19 protein-coding genes are annotated in these 21,807 nt (G+C 63.6%); 7 read left to right on the top strand and 12 right to left on the bottom strand.

Features of this window, described 5'->3' with window-relative positions; all coding sequences use genetic code 11:
- Positions 1 to 24 precede the first annotated feature (24 nt).
- Together AC0NIL_RS26965 and derI are read left to right on the top strand one after the other, a co-directional pair.
- On the top strand, positions 25 to 792 hold the full coding sequence (locus tag AC0NIL_RS26965) for a triose-phosphate isomerase (RefSeq protein WP_063167517.1): 768 nt from the start codon (positions 25 to 27) through the stop codon (positions 790 to 792).
- 95 nt (positions 793 to 887) lie between these two features.
- Positions 888 to 1,325, top strand: coding sequence for a D-erythrulose-4-phosphate isomerase (derI, locus tag AC0NIL_RS26960; RefSeq protein ID WP_024502451.1), 438 nt, complete (start codon positions 888 to 890; stop codon positions 1,323 to 1,325).
- 24 nt (positions 1,326 to 1,349) lie between these two features.
- On the opposite strand, the gene dhaL is transcribed toward derI, so the two are convergent.
- The 4 genes from dhaL to oiaX form a co-directional block, all read right to left on the bottom strand.
- Complete coding sequence (gene dhaL, locus AC0NIL_RS26955) at positions 1,350 to 1,991, bottom strand: dihydroxyacetone kinase subunit DhaL (RefSeq protein WP_027163948.1); 642 nt, start codon at positions 1,989 to 1,991, stop codon at positions 1,350 to 1,352.
- A 26-nt stretch (positions 1,992 to 2,017) separates the two neighbouring features.
- A complete protein-coding gene (locus AC0NIL_RS26950; RefSeq protein WP_063167518.1) occupies positions 2,018 to 3,025 on the bottom strand; it encodes a dihydroxyacetone kinase subunit DhaK in 1,008 nt (335 codons plus the stop codon).
- Positions 3,026 to 3,154: 129 nt separating this feature from the next.
- A complete protein-coding gene (locus AC0NIL_RS26945; RefSeq protein ID WP_027163946.1) occupies positions 3,155 to 4,489 on the bottom strand; it encodes a four-carbon acid sugar kinase family protein in 1,335 nt (444 codons plus the stop codon).
- Positions 4,490 to 4,493: 4 nt separating this feature from the next.
- Positions 4,494 to 5,744, bottom strand: coding sequence for a 3-oxo-isoapionate-4-phosphate decarboxylase OiaX (gene oiaX / locus AC0NIL_RS26940; protein WP_063167519.1), 1,251 nt, complete (start codon positions 5,742 to 5,744; stop codon positions 4,494 to 4,496).
- Positions 5,745 to 5,918: 174 nt separating this feature from the next.
- On the opposite strand from oiaX, the gene AC0NIL_RS26935 reads away from it, so the two are divergent.
- The gene (locus tag AC0NIL_RS26935; protein ID WP_063167520.1) at positions 5,919 to 6,632 is read left to right on the top strand and encodes a transcriptional regulator NanR; all 714 of its coding nucleotides are present in this window, start codon (positions 5,919 to 5,921) and stop codon (positions 6,630 to 6,632) included.
- Positions 6,633 to 6,634: 2 nt separating this feature from the next.
- Here AC0NIL_RS26935 and apnL read toward each other — a convergent pair whose 3' ends face one another.
- From apnL to AC0NIL_RS26895, 8 genes are all read right to left on the bottom strand, one after another.
- Positions 6,635 to 8,473 carry a D-apionate lactonase gene (gene apnL, locus AC0NIL_RS26930; RefSeq protein ID WP_063167521.1) on the bottom strand — a complete coding sequence of 613 codons (1,839 nt, stop codon included), beginning with the start codon at positions 8,471 to 8,473 and terminating at the stop codon, positions 6,635 to 6,637.
- Positions 8,470 to 9,504 carry a Gfo/Idh/MocA family protein gene (locus AC0NIL_RS26925; protein WP_063167522.1) on the bottom strand — a complete coding sequence of 345 codons (1,035 nt, stop codon included), beginning with the start codon at positions 9,502 to 9,504 and terminating at the stop codon, positions 8,470 to 8,472. Before AC0NIL_RS26925 ends, apnL begins: the two co-directional genes overlap by 4 nt.
- A gap of 2 nt (positions 9,505 to 9,506) precedes the next feature.
- On the bottom strand, positions 9,507 to 10,571 hold the full coding sequence (locus AC0NIL_RS26920) for an ABC transporter permease (RefSeq protein ID WP_032809713.1): 1,065 nt from the start codon (positions 10,569 to 10,571) through the stop codon (positions 9,507 to 9,509).
- Complete coding sequence (locus tag AC0NIL_RS26915) at positions 10,564 to 12,120, bottom strand: sugar ABC transporter ATP-binding protein (protein WP_027163942.1); 1,557 nt, start codon at positions 12,118 to 12,120, stop codon at positions 10,564 to 10,566. Before AC0NIL_RS26915 ends, AC0NIL_RS26920 begins: the two co-directional genes overlap by 8 nt.
- On the bottom strand, positions 12,117 to 12,761 hold the full coding sequence (locus AC0NIL_RS26910; RefSeq protein WP_027163941.1) for a DUF2291 family protein: 645 nt from the start codon (positions 12,759 to 12,761) through the stop codon (positions 12,117 to 12,119). The genes AC0NIL_RS26915 and AC0NIL_RS26910 overlap by 4 nt, the downstream gene beginning before the upstream one ends.
- 93 nt (positions 12,762 to 12,854) lie before the next feature.
- On the bottom strand, positions 12,855 to 13,796 hold the full coding sequence (locus AC0NIL_RS26905; RefSeq protein ID WP_064995023.1) for a D-ribose ABC transporter substrate-binding protein: 942 nt from the start codon (positions 13,794 to 13,796) through the stop codon (positions 12,855 to 12,857).
- Between the two features lie 325 nt (positions 13,797 to 14,121).
- Complete coding sequence (locus AC0NIL_RS26900; protein ID WP_063167523.1) at positions 14,122 to 14,949, bottom strand: phosphogluconate dehydrogenase C-terminal domain-containing protein; 828 nt, start codon at positions 14,947 to 14,949, stop codon at positions 14,122 to 14,124.
- 304 nt (positions 14,950 to 15,253) lie between these two features.
- Positions 15,254 to 15,928 (bottom strand): GntR family transcriptional regulator, encoded by a 675-nt coding sequence (locus AC0NIL_RS26895; RefSeq protein ID WP_013533053.1) that lies wholly within the window; start codon positions 15,926 to 15,928, stop codon positions 15,254 to 15,256.
- A 226-nt stretch (positions 15,929 to 16,154) separates the two neighbouring features.
- Between AC0NIL_RS26895 and AC0NIL_RS26890 the strand changes: the two genes are divergently transcribed.
- The 4 genes from AC0NIL_RS26890 (at position 16,155) to AC0NIL_RS26875 (ending at position 21,798) form a co-directional block, all read left to right on the top strand.
- On the top strand, positions 16,155 to 17,282 hold the full coding sequence (locus AC0NIL_RS26890; RefSeq protein ID WP_013533052.1) for a sugar ABC transporter substrate-binding protein: 1,128 nt from the start codon (positions 16,155 to 16,157) through the stop codon (positions 17,280 to 17,282).
- A 79-nt stretch (positions 17,283 to 17,361) separates the two neighbouring features.
- Positions 17,362 to 18,894, top strand: coding sequence for a sugar ABC transporter ATP-binding protein (locus tag AC0NIL_RS26885; protein ID WP_275953865.1), 1,533 nt, complete (start codon positions 17,362 to 17,364; stop codon positions 18,892 to 18,894).
- Positions 18,891 to 20,978, top strand: coding sequence for an ABC transporter permease subunit (locus AC0NIL_RS26880; protein ID WP_473572771.1), 2,088 nt, complete (start codon positions 18,891 to 18,893; stop codon positions 20,976 to 20,978). The genes AC0NIL_RS26885 and AC0NIL_RS26880 overlap by 4 nt, the downstream gene beginning before the upstream one ends.
- Before the next feature lie 13 nt (positions 20,979 to 20,991).
- Positions 20,992 to 21,798 (top strand): SDR family oxidoreductase, encoded by an 807-nt coding sequence (locus AC0NIL_RS26875; RefSeq protein ID WP_024502463.1) that lies wholly within the window; start codon positions 20,992 to 20,994, stop codon positions 21,796 to 21,798.
- Positions 21,799 to 21,807: the final 9 nt, after the last annotated feature.

Raw genomic sequence — 21,807 nt, 5'->3', positions numbered from 1 at the left:
CAAAAGTATCGAAGGAGAAAAACAATGGCCCCATATTGGGTCGGCACGAGCTGGAAGATGAACAAGACGCTTGCCGAGGCGTTGCTGTTCGCCGATGCGTTGGCCGCCTTCGTGCCTGGTTTCGATCAGGCGATACAGCCTTTCGTCATTCCGCCGTTCACCGCCGCGCGCCAGGTCAAGGCGGCACTAGCCAACACCCGCGTGAAGGTAGGTGCCCAGAACATGCATTGGGCCGATGCCGGCGCGTGGACGGGAGAGATTTCGCCAGTGATGTTGAAAGACTGCGGGCTGGATGTAATCGAACTCGGCCATAGCGAGCGCCGGGAGCATTTCGGCGAGACGGATGCGACTGTCGGACTGAAAACGGCAGCTGCTGTCAGGCACGGTTTCGTGCCACTGATCTGCGTCGGCGAGACGCTGGACGAGCGTGAATCAGGCCGCGCCGAGGCGGTGCTGACGGCACAAGTTCTCGGCGCGCTGCAGGAGCTGAGCGGCGATCAACCGAAGGCGGAAATCCTCTTTGCCTACGAGCCTGTCTGGGCGATCGGGGAGAAGGGCATTCCCGCAAGCGCCGACTATGCCGACAAGCAGCAAGCGCTGATCAAGCAGGTAGCCGCTGACCGGCTGCCGGCTGCCCCGCCTGTGCTTTACGGCGGCAGCGTCAACCCCGGCAACGCGGCCGAACTTATCGGCCAGCCGCATATTGATGGCCTGTTCATCGGCCGCTCGGCGTGGCAAGCGGAAGGCTATATCGACATTCTGAGAAAGGCGTCGGCCGCCATCGCGCGCTAACCGCGCGAGCAATTCCGGGAAAGTGTGAAGCGGTTTTCCGTCCGGAATTGCGTCAAATCAAAGAGACAGAGACAAAAGCAAAGGAGTTCATCATCATGAAGATCGCACTCGGAGCCGACAGCGCCGGCAAGCCGCTGCTCGATGTCATCGCCAAGCATCTCGCCACCAAGCCGGAGTTGCAGGTCGTCGACCTGAGCCAGGCCGGCTTCTACGCCGATATCGCCGCCTCGGTCGGCCACGAAATTCTCGACGGCAACTACGACCGGGCCATCCTGTTTTGTGGCACCGGCATCGGCGTCAGCATCTCTGCCAACAAGGTGCCGGGCATTCGCGCCGCGTTGACCCACGATACCTATTCCGCGGAGCGCGCCGCCAAGTCCAACAACGCCCAGATCATCACCATGGGCGCCCGCGTCATCGGTCCCGAACTGGCGAAATCGATCGCCGACGCATGGCTTGCCTCCGAGTTTGATCCGAATGGCCCATCTGCCGCGAACGTGCAGGCCGTCGACAAGCTCGACGCCAAGCGCTGAAAGACGCGGCAAGTCCGCTGATGATCAGTCGGTCAAGGCGGTCCGCATCGCCTCGATCACGGTGACGGCGGACGCAGCGCCCGGATCCATATGGCCAAGCGAACGTTCGCCGAGGCGTGATGCCCGGCCCTTGGTGGCCACCATCGCTTTGGTCGCTTCCGCGCCTGTCTCTGCCGCCTGGGCGGCGGCCTTGAGACTGGCGGCCAGATCCTTGCCTGAGGCCAGCGCTTCGCCCGCCGCTTGCCCCGCCGGCGCCCATGCATCGATCATCGTCTTTTCGCCAAGCTCTGCCTTGCCGCGATCCTGAATGCCCTTGGCCATGGCCTGGAACAGGGCGACCACATCCGCGTCGTCGAGCGCCGTCTTGCCCTTGACGGCTGCCGCGGCGCGCATGAGCGCGGTCGCATAGAGCGGACCGGAGGAGGCGCCGACCGCATTCAGGAACGACTTTGCCGCCGTGTTCAGCAAGGTGGTCGGATCGGTCGCCGCGGTGTCCAGTCCGGCCACCGCATCGCGCGCAGCGGAAAATCCAAGCTCCATCGCGATGCCGTGGTCGGCGTCACCGATAACCCCGTCAAGCGCGCACAGCCTGTCCCTGTCTGCTGACATGGAGTTTGCGATCGCCGCGAACATCGTGACAAGGCGGGCAGTATCGATTGTCGTCATGTCTTAGTCCTTGCCACAGAGTGGGTTTAGCCGGCGCGAAACATGGCGCAGTCGCAGGGGTGGTCCAGCATCGTCTGCAACTCGCCGTCCAGCCGATGCAGCGTGATCGAGGCCCCGGCCATTTCGAGCGAGGTGCAGTAATTGCCGACCCAGCTTGCGTGGATGGACACACCGATCTCATCAAGCCTCTGCTTCACGCGCAGGTTCATGATGTAGAGTTCCATCAGCGGCGTTGAGCCCAGCGAATTGACGAGCACCGCGACCTTGTCGCCGCGCGCCGGCGCCATCTCGTCGAGGATCCTGTCCAGCATCTCGTCGGTGATCTCATCGGCTGTTTTCAACTTTTCGCGTGCGATGCCGGGCTCGCCGTGGATGCCCATGCCGATCTCCATCTCGTCCGGCCCGATCTCGAAATTTGGCCGGCGGGTCTGCGGCAGCGAACAGGGCGACAGCGCCACGCCCATGGTGAAGGTGTGGTCGTTGGCCTTGCCGGCGATGCGCTCGCATTCGTCGAACGACAACATCCGGTCGCAGGCGGCGCCGGCCGCCTTGAAGATGAAGAAATTGCCGGCGACGCCGCGCCTCTTGTGCCGCTGGTCGCGCGGTGCCGAGGCGACGTCGTCGGTGCTCAGCACCGTGCGCACCTCGATGTCGTCCATCGCCGCCATCTCGGCCGCCATGTCGAAATTCATCACGTCGCCGGCATAATTGCCGTACATGAACAGCACGCCGGCGCCGCCGCTGACCGCCTTGGCGCATTCGAGGATCGGGTCCGGCGGCGGCGAGGCAAAGACATTGCCGATGGCCGCAGCGTCAGCCAAGCCCTTGCCGACAAAGCCGAGAAAGCTCGGCTCGTGGCCCGAGCCGCCGCCGATGACCAGGCCCACCTTGCCCTGGCGCGGCCCGTCGCGGGCGACGATGGAGCGTGGACTGCCGTCCACGCTTTTGAGATGGCGGGGATGCGCTGCCAGGATGCCTTCCAGCATCTCGTCGACGGCGCGGTTGCCATCGTTGATGATCTTCTTGGTCTGCACCCGGCATCCTCCCGACTTCGGCATTTTCGCAGATAATACCGGGTGTTACCGGGATTTCCACCCGGCAAGGCGTATTTCGCGCGCTGAGATGTTCCCACGGCCAACACCTGGACGCAGGCGCTGGCTGTTTCAACCGCCGAGGCCGTCGCGGATGGCTGAGAAATAGCGATCGGTCCCGACCTGGCCGCCCTTGAGCGCGACCTCCAGTCCGTCGATCGCCTTGACGCGCGAGTGGGCAACGCAAAGCGGGGAACCCGGCGAAGCGGGCAGCGGCATGCGAATTGTCAGGGCATCGACGCCCGTCTCGCCGAGTGCGTGGCTCGACGTGTCGCCGCCTGCAATGACCACGCGACGCAGGCTCTGTTCCACCGTCAGGTTGCGAAGGATTTCTCCGAGGCCGCGGCCAAGCCTGTGGCGGGCGCCTTCCTCCCGGTCGATTTCGGCGCCCCTGTCGGCAGTGGGGCCAAGCGCGGTGTAGAGGATGACGCTGCGCCCGGCTTGCAGACTGGCACGGCCGCTTGCCGTTGCGCGCGTGATCGCCTGCTGCGAGGCCTCCGAAACCAGTTCGACCGGATCGACCTCGATGCCGTCGAAACCGTCGGTCAGGGCATGCCGGATCTGTCGTTCGGTGGTCGGCGAGCAACTGCCCGACACGACGGCTATCCGCTCGGCAGCGCCCGGCGGTGTGAAGCCTGGCCCAGCGCTGACGACGCCATTCGACGTCCATTCGGCCAGCAGCGCATATTCGACACCGGACGAGCCGACGACAAAAGAACCGCCGGGCTTGCGAACGCGCCACAGTTCCTTGCCGGCCAAAACCTGCGTCTCCAGACTGTCGACATCGACAAGCACGATGGCGGTGCCGTTTCCGGTCAGGCGATCGAACGCCGCCGACCGCGATGCCGACTGCAGCGTCGCAAGATCGACCAGCCCGGAGCTCAGCGCCGTCTGCCGCGACAGATGGATCAGCAGATCGGACTCATCCATTGGCGTCGTCGGGTGACGGCTCATCACCGGGTGGCGATCAATGCGGAAATATTGGTCGCGATAGGCCGCGAACAGATGGCCGAAAGCGGTATAGCGCTTGAGCTGCGGCGCGCCGACCAGCAGCGGCACGCTATCCTGCGCGAACACCGAGCGGCCGACCTCGATGGCTCGGCCGATGCTGCCGATCGTCGGGCTGGAATCGAAGGTCGAGCAGACCTTGTAGTGGCAAATCTCGGCGTTAAGCGTCTTCAGCCAGGCGAAGGCATCGCGCAGATGCGTGTCCATCCATTGCGGCGTCTCACTGCGGCTGGTGCCGGCCAGCCCTATCGCCCGGCAATGGCCAAACCGGGACAGCAGGGCCGCGTCCGGCTGGCGCATGAACAGCACGGTCGGCACGCCACCGAGCTCGAGCGCCTCCATGACATCGGTCGAGCCGGTCAGGTCGTCGCCATAATAGCTGAGAAGCAGGTCCTGCATCGTCTCAGGCTGCCTTGCCGTCGCCGAATTTTTCGATCGACCGCGCCAGTTCGGGATGGTTCAAGGCGAAGTCGGCCAGCGGAATGCCGTCGACCGCCGATTGCCAGGCTTGCTGCACGGCACGTACGCCGGCGCCCGGTCCGTCCGGATGGCTGACGATGCCGCCGCCGCAGAGATAGAGAAGATCCACGGTCCGGCCGGTTCGTGCATATGTCTCGGGCGCCTGACCGCCCCACTGGCCGGAACCTGCCACCGGTAATGCGCAGTCCCCAGCCGAAAAGATCGGCGTCGTCACCGCCTTGAAGGATTCGACGAAAGAGTCATCCGGTTCCCAGTATTTCGAGGCGATGCCGTTGATCTGGAACTGGTCGACGCCGAGCAGTCGCCAGAATTGCTGCCAGACCTTGAAGTCCATGCCGAGGCCGGGGTGACGGGTGAGGATGTCCCAGCCGTTGCGATGAGCATGCAGCACCAGGCCGGAGCGTTTTCTCAGGAATGCCATGCCGCCAAAGCCGATCGAATTGATGTTGATAACAGCACAATTGCCGCCGGCCTTCGCCACCAGATCGTGGTTGCGCATCATCTCGTCGGGATCGGCGTGCGAAATGCCGAAGGCATACATCACCTTCTTGCCGGTCTTCTGCTCGTGATCGAGGATCAGCGGCATGATTGCCTTCACCCGTTCCGACAGGGGCGAATAGGCCGGGCTCATCAGCTTCTCGTCATCCTTGATGAAGTCGACGCCGGCGGCGATCAGTTCCGCCACCATTGCCGCCGTCTCGTGCGGCCGCAATCCTAGCGCCGGCTTGACGATCGTGCCGATGATCGGGCGGTCAGTCACATTGGTCAGCCGGCGGCTGCCGGCGACACCGAACTGTGGGCCGGGATGTGCCCCGCGATACTCCTCCGGCAATTTCATGTCGACGACGCGAATCCCGGTAAGGCCCTTGATCGAATAGGTGCCGCCGATGGCAATCGTCATCAGCGCCGAAAGGTCGGTGCCGATGGCATCGAACGGAAAGGCGATGTCGACATCGGCGCGCCTGAACGGCCCCTTACCGTCATTGGGAAGCGACGGCCGCTCGGCATCGGGCAGAGGCCGAATCGCCAGCACACGTGCCGCCACCCGGGCCTTCAGTTCCTCGGTCTCGCCGGGCAGCGCTACGAAGGTGCCGGTCGACTGATCGCTGGCGATCTTGGCCGCCAGCGCTTCGATGCTTCCAGGCGTTTCGATGCGGTAGGTGAGGGTGATCATGGTCCGCTGTCTCAAGCCGAGGCGTTCGAAAAAGGTTCACTGGTGTTTCAAATCTGGTATAATGAGTACATAAGTATTGCAAGTCATATCCGGCAGCGGGATCGACAGACGGCAATTCCGGGAATTGTGGCGGCAGTGTTAGATAGGGCCGGGTCAAGGGAGTGATTCGCGGCGATGAACCGTTCGGAACCGATTGTCCGGCGCAAGCTTTCCGATGAGGTCTTCTTGCGGCTGAAGCGCCTGATCACCAGCGGCGAGCTGATGCCAGGCGACGACATGCCCTCGGAGCGCGAGCTGATGGAGCGCTTCGAGGTCGGCCGCCCCGCGATCCGCGAGGCGATGCAGGCGCTGAGCAATATGGGGCTGGTTGCGATCTCGCATGGCGAACGCGCCAAGGTGCTGCAACTCACCGCCAAGTCGATCATCAAGCAGGTCGACGGCGCCGCCAAGATCATCCTGTCGTCATCGAAAGACACGCTGGAGCACCTGAAGACCGCGCGCATCTTCTTCGAGCGTGGCATGGTCAGGGAAGCCGCCGAAAAGGCCACCGCCGAGGATGTGCTGCGGCTGCGGGCCACCGTTGCCGAACAGCGCGGCTTTCGCGGCGATTCCGAAGCCTTCATCTCCGCCGACATGAAGTTCCATACACAGATCGCCGCGATCTCCGGCAACCCGATCTATGTCGCCGTCAGCGAGGCGATGCTCGGCTGGCTGAAGGAATACCACACCGAAATGCTGATCTGGACCGGCAAGGAAAAGTTCACGCTCACCGAGCACGAAGAGATCATCGGCCGCATCGAGAAGAAGGATGCCGATGGCGCCGAGAAGGCGATGATCAAGCATCTCGAACGCTCGCGCGCGCTCTATGTGATGAACTCCGAAAAATAACGTCAGTCGATCCGGACGATCTCGTAAGGCGTCATCACGAGATGGCCTCGGCCAAAAGCTGAAATGTCGACTTGCACGTCGTCCGCCGTCAGGTTCGCCAGCCACACGACAGTGTCGCCCGAGGCCGAGCGTCCAGCCAGCGCCAGCACCTTGGTCTCATCGCTCGTCCCTGCGGCCACATGCGCAAGGCCGGCCAGTTCGCAAAGCCCCTTGATGGCTCTGAAGAGCGGCCGGGGCGATCCTTCCGCGACGGGTTCTCCGGATGACGCCAGCACGCCGAACGGTCCGGTGAAGCTGGAGAGCGTGAGCTGTTCCAGCCCAGCGGCTGCGACGCGCGCGGCATAGCCGACCGTCCAAGCCGCCGCGAACTGGCCGGCATGGCGCGGATCGCTGTCGGCCATGGCAATGCGCTGTCCCCCGGGATTGGGTTTGGTCGCTCCGCCATAAGGGTTCTGGCGCATGGCAATCGTCGACGGTCCGATCCGGTAGGGCTTTGCCCCGAAGATAGCCCGTGCCGATTGGGTGATGAAAGGCAGCGCCTCCAGCGACTGCATGACGCTGAGATCGTCGGCGGCGTGCACGATCGGGCAGGTGCAATGGGTGACGAAATCGAGCTGGTCTGCCGGAACGCGCTTGCGGTTGAGTTCGGTGAAATAGCTGAACATGCCGCCGCCGAGGCGGATATCGGGGAATGCCCGCCGCGCTGCGGCATAAATGTCGTCGAGCGGCGGGCATTCCGGCCACGCGCTGCCCGGCGGTGTCGACTGCCGGTCGACCGACGGCGACACGGCAATGGCCGAGAGTTTTAGCCCGGCCCGGCGAACCAGGTCGGCGACGCCGGACAACTCGGCGTCAAGATCACCAGCGCAGGCAACGACGCATTCGAGGGTTGTTTCGGCTGCGTAGGCAGTTGCGAGCCGGGCGAAAGCGCGCAAGGCATCGAGCCCGTGGCCGCGCGTCGGATCGTGGTGAAACAGCAGCTGTTGTGGGCCGAGTGCCGCCAGCGTGGAGAGGTTCGCCAGCGCCGTCTCGACATCCTCGGGATAGATGACCACGCCGACATCGGGCAGCCTTGCTCCCGCCTCGCCGAGTTCGACCCTGACCGGTTCGCTGGCCACTGCGGCAGCCGGCGCTTTGCCTTCACCTGCGATGCGCAGGCTGATCGTCTGGCTCAGGGGCTGGCCGGCAGGCAGCACATACGGCCACGGCAGCACCAGCGGCCGCACATAGGTCTTGTAGGAGGCGTCCGACCAGTTGCGCTGGTCCTCCATTTCGAAAGTATCGCCTTCCATCCGGCACTCAGCGATGACACCAGGCCGAACCTGATGGGAGATGGCGCGGATATCCTTGAAAGGCTGCCAGGGGTCGATCAGCTGGGGAAGTTTCGTCGCCACCACGCTGCCGTCTGTGTGCTCGACCATGACCGGGCTACCGGCGAGGTCGGCGATCGGGTGCAGGATACAGAAGCCGCAGCGGTTGGTTTCGAAATCGTTTTCGGGAAGGGCGCTGACGTCGAAGACCAGACGGCCGTCGGCAGAGCCTTTGATGGTGGCGCGGAAGCCGAGCCGGTTTCCATCGGGGGCCAGGCAGCTTGCCGAATAGCTGACCGAAAAAGCGTCGGCACCCTGCTCGATCACCAGGTCCGTCAAATTTGGCTCATAGGTGCCCCAGTCGCGGTCACGCACGATATAGGCGATGGCGCGCAGCACTTCGGTGCCGCCATGGCGGATGGTGCGCAGATTGCCGTTGACGAAGTCGGCGCTGAGCGAGCCTGCGCTGAGCCTGACCGGCTCGGCCTCGACCACGCGCGTGCCGTAGAGCAGGAAAGTGCCGGCGGTCATTTCGGCAAGGCGTCGAGTTGCACCGGTTGCCGGCTCGCGGCCCCAGCATAGGCGGCCTCGACCAGCGCGAATGTCCTAAGATTGTCGGCGCCCGAGGTCGCCGGCTCGGTCCCCTTTGCCAGGCAGTCGACCCAGTGCTGCTGGATGGCTACGACGCTTTCCTGGATGTTGTGCCAGGGCCGCGACGCCCAGGCCAGCAGCGGCGGCGAGACGTCGGTGACGGCCGTGCCGCTCTTGCCGGTGACGGTCAGCCGGTATCCCTGCGCCAGCCGGATCGTGCCGTCGCTGCCATCGATCTCGATCAGCGTTTCGGGAAACGGCTCGGTGGCGAGCTTGGTCGCGTAGCTGCAGTCGACCACGGAGGTTGCGCCGCTCTTGTGGTCCATCAGCATGGTCGCCACATCCTCGCCCGCAATGGCGGGATTGATGCGGGCGATTCGTGTCGTGATGGTCGAGACGTCGCCGAGCAGGAAACGGGCGATATCGAGGATATGGATACCGAGGTCCTCGATGATGAAGCGCTTTCCCGTCGCCAGATAGGGCTGACCGGAAAACACGTCATAGGCCGAGCGGAAGGAGATACGCCCGAAGAAGGGCGTGCCGATCTCGCCGCTATCGAGCACGGTCCGCACCGCCTGGATAGGTGACTGCCAGCGAAAATTCTCATGCACCATCAGCGGAACGCCGGCTTCCGCGCATGCCTTGACCATCGCCTTTGCGTCGGCAAGCGTCGGCGCGAACGGCTTTTGGCAGATCACCGGAACGCGGTGGGCGGCCGCCATTTCGACAAGCGGACGATGGCTGGGCGCGGTGGTGGCGATATCGACGAAGTCCAGGCTTTCGCCGGCAAATAGTTCCGCCGCATCGGTATAGCGCTTCGCAATGCCGAACTGGTCACCGACGATCCGCAACCGTTCCGGGTCACGGTCGCAGATGGCGATGATCGAGGCGCCCGCTATGTCGCGCCAGGCATGCATCTGGTTGACGGCAAAGAAGCCGCAGCCGATCAGCGCTCCCCGCAGTTCCGCCATGCTCAGCCTGCCTTTGCCATCTGCATCAAGGTGACACGTTGCTGAAGCCGGCGCTGTGCCTGGTCGACGACGACGGCGACGATGATGACGAGGCCCTTGATCACCATCTGCCAGAACGAACTCACGCCCATCATCACCAACCCGTCCGAAAGAATGCCGATGACGAAGGCGCCGACGATGGTGCCGCCGATCGTGCCGCGGCCGCCCGACATCGAGGTGCCGCCGAGCACTGCCGCCGCAATGGCGTTGAGCTCGAAGCTTTCGCCCGTCGCCGGATGCGAGGCCATCAGCTCGGACGAGATGATCAGGCCGACGATCGCCGCGCAGAAACCGGAGAACATATAGACGAACATCTTGACCATGTTGACCCGGACGCCCGAAATCCGCGACGCCCGTTCATTGCCGCCGACGGCGAAGATATGGCGACCGAGTGGCGTGTACTTGGCGAGATAGGCGGCTCCCAGTGCAACGACGATGAGGATCCAGATCGCCACCGGCAGGCCAAGCAGCCGACCGGCCCCGAGGAAGCCGAAGCCGGTGGTGCCAAGCTCCGGCTTGCCGACGAGGTTGGGAAAGGTGCGGCCATCCGACGACAGCAGCGCCAGGCCGCGCGCGACATAGAGCACGCCGAGCGTGGCGATGAACGGCGCGACGTTTAGCCTGGTGATCAGCAAGCCGTTGACGGCGCCGATCAATATGCCGACGGCAAGCGTGATCAGCGCGATCTCAAAGACGTTGAAATAGATGGTGTAGCCGATCTGCAGGTCGATGCCGTTGAGCACGAGATACCCGGCCACCATACCGCACAGGCCGACGATCGAACCGACCGAAAGGTCGATGCCGCCGGTGATGATGACGAAGGTCATGCCCATCGCCAGGAACGCATTCAGCGCCACGTGCTTCGACATCAGGATCAGATTGGCGGTCGACAGGAAATTAGGCGCCGCGATCGAAAAGAAGATCAAGACGGCGATGAGCGCGATGAAGGTTCTCGCCTTCATCAGCGTCAGCAGCAGCGAGCCGCTCGAGACGGAGGGGACAGCCGCCTTGGCCGGGATGTCAGTCATGGGCGGTTTTCTCCGTGTGCGGGGTCGGCCCGTGGCCAAGTGCCGAGGCGGAGACAAGGGCTGCCTCCGTCGCCTCGGAGCGATCGAACATGCCCGTCAGTTTTCCGTTGCTCATCACCGCAATGCGGTCTGACAGCGCCATCACCTCATCGAGATCCGAGGTGGCGAAGAGAATGCCCAATCCATCGCGCGACAGTTTGCGCATGGTGCGGAAGACGTCGGCCTTGGCGCCGACATCGATGCCTCGGCTGGGCTCGTCCATCAGCAGCACCTTGGGCCCGGTGAGCAGCGCCTTGCCGATCACCACCTTCTGCTGGTTGCCGCCCGACAGCGACGACACCTCTTGCGCCGGGTCGGCGACCCTGATCGCCAACTCCCGCACCACCTGCGTCACCGCCTGCCTTTCGTCAGCGCCACGGATGTGGAACAGGCGGGCAAAGCGCGACAGGCTGGCCAGCGTCAAATTGCTGGCGACCGAAAGGATCGAGACAAGCCCTTCGCGCTGGCGATCCTCGGGGATCAGCGCCAGCCCGCGCCGGATGCGCCGCGTCGTATCGCGCTCCTTGACCTTTCTACCGCCAATGAAGATGTCGCCGGTCGAATGGCCGTGGCGGCCCATGATGCAGTCGAACAGTTCGCTGCGCCCGGCGCCCATCAAGCCGTATATGCCGAGGATCTCGCCGGCACGCAGCGACAACGAGACATGGTCGACGGCAAGTCCGCCGGTGGCACGAGGCAGGCAGATCTCCTCGGCACGAAAAATCTCTTCGCCCGGAAGATGGCCGTCGGCCTTGGCGAAGTCCTTGGCGTCGGAGCCGATCATCTGGCGAACGATCCACTGCGTGTCGACGTTCTTCATCTCTTCCTGGCCGGTGATGCGGCCGTCACGCAGCACGGTGATGTAGTCGCCGATGCGGATCAGCTCTTCGAGCCGGTGCGAAATGTAGACGATGGCCACGCCGCGCGCCTTGAGGTCGGCGATCACCTTGAACAGGATCTCGACTTCCGCTGCACTCAGCGCCGAGGTCGGCTCGTCCATGATCAGGATGCGTGCATCGAGCGAAACCGCCTTGGCGATCTCGACCAGCTGCTGCTGGCCGATGCGCAGATCCTCGACCAGCATGTCGGGCCGGATGCCGGCCTGTAGGCGTTCCAGAAATTCCGCAGCGCGGTTTTCCTGTTGCGCGTGGTCGATTTTGCCGAAGCGGTTGGTGATTTCTCGGGTGGCGAAAATATTCTCGGCGACGCTCATATTGCCGAACAGGTTCAGCTCCTGGAACACCATGCCGATGCCACGGTTCACCGCATCACCGGATGACGAGAAGGAAACCTCTTCGCCTTCCAGCAGGATGCGGCCGGCGGTCGGCCGTTCGACGCCGGCGATGATCTTCATCAGCGTCGACTTGCCGGCGCCGTTTTCGCCGACCAGCACGTTGACCGCGCCCTTGCGCACCTCGAAATTGGCGCGCTTGACCGCAACGGTGCCGGAATAGACCTTGGAGACGTCCTCGAGCTTCAGAATGATTTCGCGCTCCGCGATCGCGCTCATGGCTTCGGCCCGATCTCTGCCTCCGCCGGCGTCACCAGCGGCAGGTCCTGGCCGCTCCCCAGCGTATAGGCGCCGAGCACCTTGGCACTGCGGCCTTCCAGCGCCTCGCGCGGCAGCTTGGAAAGCACCGTCTTGTCGGCATAAGCGTTGAAAGCCTTGCCGAACTGGGCGAAGTCGATCTGGTTGGTGAAGTCGTTGAACTGGATGAAGTCCAGGCTGTCGCGCAGCGCGGTACCGCGCACCGCCGGTCCGATCTGCACCCGTGCATCGGCTTTGCCGTCGCCGTCGACATCGACGTCGACCGTTGCCGCACGCGACTGTGTGTTGGCCGCGATAATCTTGCCTTCCAGCCGAACCGCGAAAGTCCAAGGCGAATTCGCCTGCTTGTTCGGATTGCCGTATTTGGCGCCGGCAGCCGCTGGGTCGGTTGTCGCCAGTGTGTGAACCTGCGCAAACGGTCCGGCTTTCTGCTGGAGATAGGGCACGACCTTTGCCGCCCATATCTCTTCGACCATCTTGTCTGGATTGAAGGTGGCAGCGTTGTTGCCGTCGTCCGATTTCGTCGGCAGGATCTTGCAGGCGGTCAGGCTGATGCCGACCATCACGGTAAGGATCGGCCAGTTCGGCTTGGTGTTCAGCATGGCGGCCTGTCGTTCAGCATCGTGGGCGGCCCAGGGAAAATGGCGGCGAGGGGCGATCCTGGGTTCGCCCCTCGCTATTCAAATCACGCTGGCTCAGTTCGTCAGCGCGAAGGTCTCCAGCTTGGCGGCATTGTCGCCATTGACCAGAACGCAGTCCATCAATTGCTTTTCCTTGGCCGGCGACTTCTTGTTCTTGATGAAGTCGTTGGCCTGCTCGACCGCCATCTGCGCCTGCGCGAAAGCGGGCTGCAGCACCGTTGCCTTGATGCCGCCCGAGGTGATGGAGTCGCGAACATCGTTCGATCCGTCGAAGCCGACGACGATGACATCCTTGCGGTTCGCCGCGGCAAGTGCCGCATAGGCGCCCATCGCCATCGTATCGTTGCCGGAGATCACGCCCTTGATGTCGGGGTTGGCCTGCAGGATCGATTCCATCTTGGAATAGGCTTCAGTCTGGCTCCAGTTGGCCGACTGCTGGGCGACCATCTTCAGGTCCGGATAGTCGTCGATGACGTCGTGATAACCCTTGGAACGAATGCCGGCATTGGTGTCGGATTCCTTGCCGACCAGCTCGACGAAATTGCCCTTCTCGCCCATCAGCTTGACGAATTCCTGCGCGCCGAGCTGGGCGCCCTGGTAGTTGTTGGAGACGATCTGCGCGACGGCGACGCCGGTGGCGTTGATCTCGCGGTCGATCAGGAAGGACGGAATGCCTGCGTCCTTGGCTTTCTGTACCGCGGCGACGGTGGCGTCGGCGCCGGCATTGTCGAGGATGATCGCCTTGGCGCCGCGGCCGATCGCGGTGTCGATCAGCTCGGACTGCTTGTTGGCGTCGTCGTCATGGACCAGCACCAGCGCCTCGTAGCCGAGTTCCTTGGCCTTGGCTTCGGCGCCGACGGCTTCCGCCTTGAAGAACGGATTGTCGTGCGAGGGCGTGATGATGGCGATGAGATCCGCCGCGTAGGCGGGCACGGTCGTGCCAAGCGCCAGCATGCCGGCGAAAGCCGCAAGCGTCATTCTGCGTGTAAGTTTCATGAAGTCCTCCCGTTTGAAAAATTGCCTTGGTTACCCAAAGCATCTGTCGGCATCCGAATTCGTCAGGCGGCGCGGGCGGCGGATCGCTTTTGGGCTAAAGAGCCGTTTGCCGGCTTCCCCTCCACGGATCGTTGCTCCCCAGCCATCCTCCACTCGCCCAGGCATCGTACTCCTGCGAAAACCCTGTCGATCCGAGCCATGAACAGCTAAGCCAACTGGTATGATGAGTCAACCACGAATTCAGGTGATATGTACCTGATGAGCTACGATGCCGAGCGTCGAACGGTACGGCGACGTCGCGGCGCTGCGGCAGCGCCTCTCCTCTTCAGGTGATACGCTGAATGCTGGCGGCGATCTCTTCCGGCTCGAACACGCGCTTCCAGTCGTCCCGCATCAGCACCGGCTTGCCGAACTCGATCGCCTTGTTGCAGGCATCCGAGAAAACGCCCTTGGTCTCGCCGAAAATGACGGCGCCCAGCACGTTCATATGGCCGAGCAGGAAGTCGAGCGCCGCCTGCTGGTCGACGCCGCGTGCCACGACCTCGTCGACGGCTTCCTTCATGACCACCAGCAGCGAGGCGCACACCGTCTCCGAAAGCCCGGGTTCCAGCAGCGCCATCTGTTCGACGCTGACGCGGTGCGAACGCATGACCGGCGCCCAGATGATCTTCGCGATCGCCTCGCCCTTGGCGTAATCCTCTTCCGGCCCCTGCATCAAGGCGCTGACCATATGCTGCTTGGCCTTGACGCCGCCGAAATAGTCCTTCTTTGCCGCCATATCTGTTTCGTCGTTGAAGATCGGCGGATGGCAGGGGTGGGTGACGAAATAGGTGAGGTCCGGTCGATTCGGCAGGTGGCCGGCGAAGGGTGCCGCCGCGTCGAGCACCACCACCATGGTGCCCGGCGCCAGCTTGCTCTCGATGCTGGTCGCCACCTTGCCGATATGCGTGTCGGGAACGGCCAGGATCACCACATCGGCGCCCTTGAGCGCCTCGTCGGCACTGACCGTATCGAAACCCAGTCCGGTCTTCAGCCGTTCGCGGCCGGCATCGCTGACCTCGACATGGCGTATTGTGTAGGGCGACCCGCGAAAATTGGTCGACAGGCGGTAGCCCATTTTCCCACCGGCACCGAACAGCGCAATCGTTGTCATTTGGGTCATTACTCCTGATCTCAGCGGACGGTATCGCCCGTCGTCAACTGATCAACTGGTATAATCACGCTACCAGATTTTGGCAATCCGATAATGACAATGAGGATGCGGGTCATGTGCTTCGCCGCGTCATCGGCTGCCGCCCTCGCAAGCTCAAGCACGAGAACCATGGATGACGCGCTCGGGACATGATCTCTAGATCACCAGAAGAAGCCCGCGCTTGCCCGCTGAGTGCGCATGAGCGCTGCTCTGCCATCCCCAGAAATAGGAGGCATGTGATAGGGGTCGGAGGTCGGGCCGGGCGCTACTTCAAAAGATCGACCAGCATGTCGAAAGCCGCATCGATATCGCCGCGAACCGCCGCCTGAACTGCCTGCTCGTCCCGGTCGCGCAGGGCCGCAAACATCTGTTGATGGTATGTGTTCGCGGTCGAGTAGGATCCATGCAGCATATTGAAATAGGGGCTGATCTGCAGCCATAGATCCTTGATGATCTTGAGCAGGGTTTCGGATCCCGCTGCTCGGTAGATTGCGAAGTGGAAGGTATAATTCGCCCTGAGATAGGCCTTTACGTCGTCCGCGCCATTCGCGCGTTCCAGTGAGTCCAGATCGCGCGCGAAAATCGCAAGATCCGCATCACTGCGGTTCTGTGAGGCCCAGCCGGCGGCGATGGCCTCTATCTCAAAACGTACATTGCGCAAATCGGTGAGCCGCTCGCGGCTGAGCGCCGGAATACCAATGGAGCGCCCGGATACTACCGTCAGCGCGTTGGCTGCCGTCAGGCGCCGCAGCGCTTCCCTGACCGGCATCGGACTGACGCCAAAGGCGTCGGCGAGGCTCTGAACCGTGACCATCTCGCCCGGCACGATGCTGCCGTCGAGGATCAACTCGGTGACCTGATTGTAGACCCGGTCCTGCAGAGTTTCCTTGGACAGTGGAATGATCTCGACACCAGGCTTCCTGAACGCCGATCCAGCCATCTCCTGTCAACCTTCCCGCCTGAGGGCGACACCTGCTTGTGTGGTCGTGTCGGAATGCAAGGTTCGTGGTGCCACGTCAAGCGGCTGACACGGCCGGTTTTGATATAAACGATTTCATCATTGATATTTGATCAAATCATGATACGGTCGCTGGCATCGAATGACAAGGGTTTACGTTTTGTGCCCTTGGGAGGCATTCGGTCGTTCTGTTTGGGAGGAGTTCCACATGGGTATCGGATCGAAAGTCCGGCGGCTCGCGCTGCTGGCCGGCATGGCTGCGTGCGCCTTCGGCCTGTCCGCCGCGCAGGCCGCCGAGAAGCACAAGATCTTTCTCAGCATGAGCTACATCGGCAATGATTGGCAGGCGGAGGCGGCCAACATGGTCAAGGCCATGGCCGCTCATAAGAGCCTGGCCGACAAGGTCGACCTGCAGGTCCAGGTCGCTGGCCCCAACGCGCAACGCCAGATTCAGCAGATCAACGCAATGGTGCAAAGCGGCGCCGAAGCTATCGTCGTGTATCCGATCTCGCCGACCGCGCTCAACCAGGTCGTCAAGAATGCCTGCGACAAGGGTGTGAAGGTCTTTGCGTACGACGCCGAGATCACCGAGCCTTGCGCCTACAACGTCCACATAGACCAGCTGGAAGCGGGCAGGGTGACCGCCGAATGGCTGGTCAAGAAGCTCAATGGCAAGGGCAACATCATCGCCATCACGGGCGTCCCGGGAACATCCGTTGACGATCAGCGGACAAAGGCCGCCAAGGAAGTCTTCGCCAAGTATCCTGATATCAAGATCGTCGGCGAGGCTGTCGGCATGTGGAGCCAGGCGGTCGCCCGCACCGAACTTTCGAAAATCCTGGCCACCCGCAATTGGGACGACATCAACGGACTGTGGATGCAGGTCGGCTGCTTCACCGCCAACTCGATGCAGCTCGAGGCTGGCAAGAAGACCAGCGAACTCCTGCCTTGCGCCGGCGAAGGTTCCAATGGCGGCCGCATCCAGATGCTGCCGGAGGGCACCGAAGTCGAAGGTGCCGCTCCTCCTTATGCACCGGCGGGCGCACAACGCATTTCCTATGCCTCGCCGCCTTATTCGGGTGCGCTGGCGCTGAAGCTTGCCGTCGAGGCGATCGAAGGCAAGGACGTGCCGAAGACCACCATCCTGCCGCTGCCGGTCGTTACCAATGAGACGATCAAGCTGTGCGACGAAGGCACATGGGCGGAGATGAAGGCCGGCTGCAACGCCTTCAAGCCGTCGCTGGTCTCCAATCCGGGCTGGTTTGCCTCGATCTTCTCGGACCAGACACCCGAGGTCGGCCTTAATGCTGCCCTCGTCGGACAACCGGAGAACTAAGCCTCCCAAGGCCCGTGTGACGATGCACGGACAACTGTCCGTGCGTCGTCAATCCATGCCAAGCCGGCGATCGAGGACAATGACAGAACACTCCGAGCTCCCCGCCGTCGAGATCGACGGCATCAGCAAGGCGTTCGGCCCGACCGTCGCGCTGGACGGCGTGTCGTTTGCGATCGCGCCCGGCAGCGTCCATGCCCTGCTCGGTGAAAACGGAGCCGGCAAGTCGACACTGGTGAAGCTGCTGTCCGGGCTGGTCCGGCCGAGCCAAGGCCATGTCCGTGTCTTCGGCAAGGAGATCGCTTACGGCGCACCGCGCGCAGCACATGCGCTCGGCATGCAGACAGCATTCCAGGAGATGACCCTGGTGCGCGATCTCTCCGTGCTCGACAACATGCTGCTGCCTTACGCCCCCGTCGGCATCTCCGGCCTGATCCGCCGCGGTGCCGCCCGCAAGGCCGTCCGCCGCCATATCGAAGATCTCGGTTTTTCCGTCGATCTCGATGCCGAGGTGAGCGAGCTCGAGCTTTCGGTGCGCCAGAAGATCGAGATCGCGCGCGCCGTCTACCGCAAGCCGCGCATCCTTTTGCTCGACGAACCGACCTCGACGCTCGCCGGACGCGACGTCGACTGGCTGGGCGACATCATCGCCAGGCTGAAGGCGGCAGGCACCACCATCGTCTTCATCACCCACCGCATGCGCGAGGTCCGCGCTTTGTGCGACACGCTGACGATCCTGAGAAACGGCCGCCACATCGTCACCGCGCCGGTCGCCGATGTCTCGGATGCCGACGTCATCGAAAAGATCATCGGCCGCAGCATCGAGCAGACCTTTCCGCCCAAGCCGGACAGCGCCCAGGCCTTCGGTCCGCCGGTTCTGGGCGTGCGCGACCTCAAGGTCGGACGCAAGCTCGACGGCGCCGGCTTCGATCTGCGCAAGGGCGAAATCCTCGGCGTCGCCGGGTTGCAAGGCATGGGCCAGCAGGACCTGTTCCTGGCCTGCTTTGGCATGGCCGAGATCGAGCGCGGCCACATCCTCGTCGACGGCCGCAAGGTCTGGCTCGGTTCGCCGGCCGATGCCTTGCGCCCCAACATGGCCATCGGCCTGGTGCCGGAAGACCGCAAATCCGAAGGCCTGTTCCTGAAATTGTCGGGCAGCCAGAACGCCACGCTGCCGGTGATATCGCGCTTCACACGGCTAGGCCTTGTCGACGCGCAAGCCGAGACCCGCTCCGTCGAGGCGGCATTCGCCACTGTCGAGGTCGACCGCCGCGCGCTGTGGACGCGGGCCGGTGCGTTTTCCGGCGGCAACCAGCAGAAGATCGCCATCGCCAAGTGGCTGGTGGCGCAGAGCCGCATCCTGCTGTTGTTCGATCCCACCCGAGGCATCGACGTCGGTACCAAGCACGAGCTTTATGTGATGATGCGAAACTACGTGGCTTCGGGCGGTTCGATCCTGCTGCACTCGACGGAGATCCCCGAACTCGTTCACCAATGCAACAGGGTGCTGGTCCTCTATGACGGGCGCATCGCCGCCGAACTCGAAGGCGACGCCATCACCGAACCGGCCATCATGCGCCCGGCGCTCGGCCATGCCGGGGAAGCCGCCGCATGAGCAGCGCAGCAGCCTCATCATCCCCTGTTCCCGGCGGCTTCGGACTGCGCCGTGCGCTGGTGCGCAATCGCGGCGCGCTGATCGCCGCGGCCGTCCTGGCGATCCTGCTCTTCGTCGTCGACTGGATCAGCGCCGGGCCGCTGACCTATTTCGATGTGTCGTTCCTGTCGAGCGGCGGCGCCACCTCGGCGCTCGCGGCGATCGGCCAGACGATCGTGATCCTGTCGGGCGGCTTCGACCTGTCCGCCGGCGCGGTGATATCGCTGGTCAATGCCGTGCTGGCATCGAGCATGGATCCGATGGCGCCAGGCGCAAGCATCCTCCTGTGGACGGCCATCGGCATCGGCGTCGGCATGGCGGTGGGCGCCTTCAACGGCTTCTTCATCGCGGTGCTGCGCATGCAGCCGATCGTGGTGACGCTGTCCACCATGTTCATCCTGCAAGGCGTCACGCTGCTGGTGATGGACAAGCCCGGCGGCTTCGTGTCGCCCGATCTCGGCACCTTCTATCTCGGCGACGCGATCGCCGGCTGGCTGCCGATGCCGCTGGTGGTGATCGGTGTCGTCCTGCTCGCCTGGTTCTGGCTGAAGGGAACCCGCTTCGGCACAGCACTCTACGCGCTTGGCAGCGATCCGGAGTCGGCCGCTTCCGTCGGCATCAATGTCGTTCTGGTGCGCTTTGCCGTCTATGTCATCGCCGGCGGCTGCTATGGCCTTGCCGGCGTGTTCATCAGCGCCCAGACCGGCAGCGGCGATCCGCTGGTCGGCAATCCGCTGCTCTTGTCGATGTTCGCGGCGGTCGTCGTCGGCGGCACGCGCCTCGGTGGCGGGCAGGGCGGCCCGGTGGGCTCTGTCTTCGGCGCCTACATCCTGATGATCGTGGTGAACATCCTGCTGGTGCTCAACGTATCGGCCTATTATTCGACCATTGCCGAAGGCACCATTCTGGTGCTGGCGGCACTTGCCGGCTCGATCTCGCATGCATCGGTGCTTGCCGTGCAATTGCGCGCCGCGCGTGCCCGGTTTGCCGCCTGGCGCGCCGGCATATTGCCCTCGCAACTCGAGCGCGTGGACCGGCGTCTCAAGATCGCCGAGCCAGCCCATGCCCAGCGCAGTCCGGCATCGCCGCGCCCTGCCTTCCATCTGCGCAATGCGGAAACGCTGCGCTATGCGCTGCCGGCCTATGTCTGCCTGCTGCTCATCGTGCTTGTCACCCAGATCTGGCTCGGCCGCGCCATCCTCAATCCGGGGTACTGGAATTCGCTGCTGGTGCTATCGTCCTTCCTAGCCGTCCTGGCGCTCGGGCAGGGAACCGTCATCCTGACCGGAGGCCTCGATCTCTCCGTGCCGTGGACGATCGGCATCTCCGGCATCATCCTAGCGGGCATGGTCAACGGCTCCGACGCCGCCCTTGTCTACGCCTTGCCGGTCGTCTTGGTGATGGCCTGCGCCATCGGCTTCGCCAATGGTTTCGGCATCGTCTATCTCGGCATCTCGCCGATCGTCATGACGCTCGCCACCAACGGCATTCTGCAAGGCTGTGCGCTGCTCTATTCGCAGGGAACGCCGGCCGGGTTTTCCTCGCCGATGCTGCGCTGGGTCATGACGGCCAAGCTCGCCGGCCTGCTGACTCCAATCGTGCTGCTGATGGTCGTCTTTGTCGTCGCAGCGGTACTCCTGCTTGGCCGCACCCCGTTCGGAAGGCGCGTCTACGGCATCGGCAACGGGCTGCGCGCGGCGCGCTTGTCGGGCATCGGCGTCGAGCGCACGCTGATCCTGGTCTACATGCTTTCGGCCGTCTGCGCGGCTGTTGTCGGCGTCATGCTGACCGGCTTTTCGGGTCAGGCGAGCCTCGGCATGGGCGACGACTATCTATTGCCGTCGATCGCCGTGGTGGTGGTCGGCGGCGCGCTGATCACCGGCGGGCGCGGCCACTATCTCGGCATGCTCGGCGGCGTGTTGTTGCTGACGGCACTGCAGATGCTGCTCGCCGGCACCACGCTTCCCTATGCCACGAGGGCAATTCTTTACGGACTGGTCGTTCTGGGCGCCGTCATGGCGCTGCGCGAACGGCGGCTGCAATGAGAAGGACAGGACCATGAGCACAAGGGCGCCGGCATCGGCGGACGAATTTTTGACCGGGCTGAAAGGCCAGCGCGTGCTGGTGACGGCGGGCGCAGGCGGCATCGGGTTTGCCATAGCCGACACGCTGTCACGCCTCGGCGCCCGCATCGTCGTCTGCGACGTTTCCGACGAGGCGCTGGCCGCTGCTCCCAGCAAGATCGACCTGGTCGCGGCGGTCAAGGCCGACGTCTCGCGCGACGAGGACGTCGACCGTCTGTTCGAGGCGGTCGAGAAAAAACTCGGCGGGCTCGATGCGCTGATCAACAATGCCGGCATTGCCGGGCCGACCGGCGGTGTCGACGAGATCGATCCGGCGGACTGGCGGCGCTGCATCGACATCTGCCTGACCGGCCAGTTCCTGTGCGCCCGGCGCGCGGTGCCGCTGATCAAGGCGGCGGGCGGCGGTTCGATCGTCTCGATGTCGTCGGCCGCCGGCCGCCATGGCTACGCCTTCCGCACACCCTATTCGGCGGCCAAGTTCGGTGTCATCGGTTTCACGCAAAGCTTGGCCAAAGAGCTCGGGCCGCACGCCATCAGGGTCAACGCCATCCTGCCCGGCATCATCGAGGGCCCCCGCATCGAAGGTGTTATCTCGGCGCGCGCCAAGCAGGTCGGTATCAGCCACGAGGAGATGACCGGGCGCTATCTCCAGAACATCTCGCTGCGTCGCATGACCAGCCCCTATGATGTCGCGTCGATGGTCGCCTTCCTGCTCTCCGATGCGGGGATCAACATTTCCGGCCAGTCGCTCGGCGTCGACGGCAACGTCGAAACACTTTGAGGAACAAAC

The sequence above is a fragment of the Mesorhizobium sp. WSM1343 genome, assembly GCF_055901535.1.
Note: the sequence above shows the minus strand (reverse complement) of the source record. Positions and strands in the feature narration are given on the sequence as shown.

What these genes read in the sequence shown, in the direction of transcription:
- AC0NIL_RS26900 (WP_063167523.1), bottom strand. Translation starts at nt 14,949, where the DNA reads ATGACAACGATTGCGCTGTTCGGTGCCGGTGGGAAAATGGGCTACCGC.
- AC0NIL_RS26920 (WP_032809713.1), bottom strand. Translation starts at nt 10,571, where the DNA reads ATGACTGACATCCCGGCCAAGGCGGCTGTCCCCTCCGTCTCGAGCGGC.
- AC0NIL_RS26890 (WP_013533052.1), top strand. Translation starts at nt 16,155, where the DNA reads ATGGGTATCGGATCGAAAGTCCGGCGGCTCGCGCTGCTGGCCGGCATG.
- derI (WP_024502451.1), top strand. Translation starts at nt 888, where the DNA reads ATGAAGATCGCACTCGGAGCCGACAGCGCCGGCAAGCCGCTGCTCGAT.
- AC0NIL_RS26915 (WP_027163942.1), bottom strand. Translation starts at nt 12,120, where the DNA reads ATGAGCGCGATCGCGGAGCGCGAAATCATTCTGAAGCTCGAGGACGTC.
- oiaX (WP_063167519.1), bottom strand. Translation starts at nt 5,744, where the DNA reads ATGATCACCCTCACCTACCGCATCGAAACGCCTGGAAGCATCGAAGCG.
- AC0NIL_RS26885 (WP_275953865.1), top strand. Translation starts at nt 17,362, where the DNA reads ATGACAGAACACTCCGAGCTCCCCGCCGTCGAGATCGACGGCATCAGC.
- dhaL (WP_027163948.1), bottom strand. Translation starts at nt 1,991, where the DNA reads ATGACGACAATCGATACTGCCCGCCTTGTCACGATGTTCGCGGCGATC.
- AC0NIL_RS26895 (WP_013533053.1), bottom strand. Translation starts at nt 15,928, where the DNA reads ATGGCTGGATCGGCGTTCAGGAAGCCTGGTGTCGAGATCATTCCACTG.
- AC0NIL_RS26875 (WP_024502463.1), top strand. Translation starts at nt 20,992, where the DNA reads ATGAGCACAAGGGCGCCGGCATCGGCGGACGAATTTTTGACCGGGCTG.
- AC0NIL_RS26965 (WP_063167517.1), top strand. Translation starts at nt 25, where the DNA reads ATGGCCCCATATTGGGTCGGCACGAGCTGGAAGATGAACAAGACGCTT.
- AC0NIL_RS26905 (WP_064995023.1), bottom strand. Translation starts at nt 13,796, where the DNA reads ATGAAACTTACACGCAGAATGACGCTTGCGGCTTTCGCCGGCATGCTG.
- AC0NIL_RS26925 (WP_063167522.1), bottom strand. Translation starts at nt 9,504, where the DNA reads ATGGCGGAACTGCGGGGAGCGCTGATCGGCTGCGGCTTCTTTGCCGTC.
- AC0NIL_RS26910 (WP_027163941.1), bottom strand. Translation starts at nt 12,761, where the DNA reads ATGCTGAACACCAAGCCGAACTGGCCGATCCTTACCGTGATGGTCGGC.
- AC0NIL_RS26935 (WP_063167520.1), top strand. Translation starts at nt 5,919, where the DNA reads ATGAACCGTTCGGAACCGATTGTCCGGCGCAAGCTTTCCGATGAGGTC.
- AC0NIL_RS26880 (WP_473572771.1), top strand. Translation starts at nt 18,891, where the DNA reads ATGAGCAGCGCAGCAGCCTCATCATCCCCTGTTCCCGGCGGCTTCGGA.
- AC0NIL_RS26945 (WP_027163946.1), bottom strand. Translation starts at nt 4,489, where the DNA reads ATGCAGGACCTGCTTCTCAGCTATTATGGCGACGACCTGACCGGCTCG.
- apnL (WP_063167521.1), bottom strand. Translation starts at nt 8,473, where the DNA reads ATGACCGCCGGCACTTTCCTGCTCTACGGCACGCGCGTGGTCGAGGCC.